General features: G+C 41.7%; 1 protein-coding gene. It reads left to right on the top strand.

Features of this window, described 5'->3' with window-relative positions:
- Positions 1-189: 189 nt before the first annotated feature.
- A partial coding sequence (locus tag B7Y67_RS19235; RefSeq protein WP_293600007.1) for a glycosyltransferase family 1 protein occupies positions 190-1,041 on the top strand: 852 nt, incomplete at its 3' end.

The raw sequence follows: 1,041 nt of genomic DNA, 5'->3' as shown, positions 1-1,041 counted from the left end.
AGGTTTCAAGAAAATGTATCAATTTAGTTTCCAGTGATCAGATTTGATTTCATTACAAAATTATTGCTATTCATACTATTTACAGACTGAATATGACATAAATAAGACAGATCAGAATTTTGCTGTCATAAAACTGTTACGAAATTATCGAATACTCGGCGAATGCCCACATCCACCGCAGAATCGTTCATGACCAAAATTCAATCTGATCCTCTTAAAATCGCATTTGTTACGGAAACGTATCCTCCTGAGGTTAATGGTGTTGCTAGTACCGTAGCTCGCTTTATCAATGGATTAAAAGGCTTGGGCCATCACATTACCCTCATCCGGCCTCGTCAAGGTAGGTGGGATACTCCCAAGACTGAGACCTATCTTCGGGAAATTCTCAGCCAAGGAGTTCCGATCCCTGGTTATGGCTCATTAAAGCTGGGACTACCTCAGCAGGCAATGTTAACGAAAGAATGGTCGGCAAATAGGCCTGATTTAGTGCATATAGTTACAGAAGGTCCCCTGGGTTGGTCGGCACTAGAGGTTGCGCGCAAACTCAAAATACCCGTCTGCTCAGATTTTCGAACAAATTTTGATGCTTATTCATCGCATTATGGGCTTAGTTGGCTGAAGATCCCGATACAAAAATATCTACGGTATTTTCACAATAGAACAAGTTTTACGATGGTCCCGACTCAAGGCCTTAAAAATGCTTTGCAGCTAGCTGGTTTTGAAAGGCTTAAAGTGCTCGCTAGGGGAGTCGACACCCATTTATTTAGCCCCTCAAAACGTTCTCATATATTGCGTCAGGAGTGGGGTGTCACAGAAAGCGATGAGGTTGTTATTTACGTTGGTAGATTGGCTTCCGAAAAGAATTTGCAACTTACCGTTGAAGCATTTAAGGCAATGTTAAAAATTAAACCTCATTTGAAAATTGTTTGGGTGGGTGACGGACCTCAAAAAAAATGGTTGGAAGTACATTGCCCCCATAGTATTTTTGTTGGGGTAAAGTCGGGCGAAGATCTTGCTCGGCACTATGCTAGTGGAGATATT

The sequence above is a fragment of the Polynucleobacter sp. 35-46-11 genome (assembly GCF_002281105.1).
Note: the sequence above shows the minus strand (reverse complement) of the source record. Positions and strands in the feature narration are given on the sequence as shown.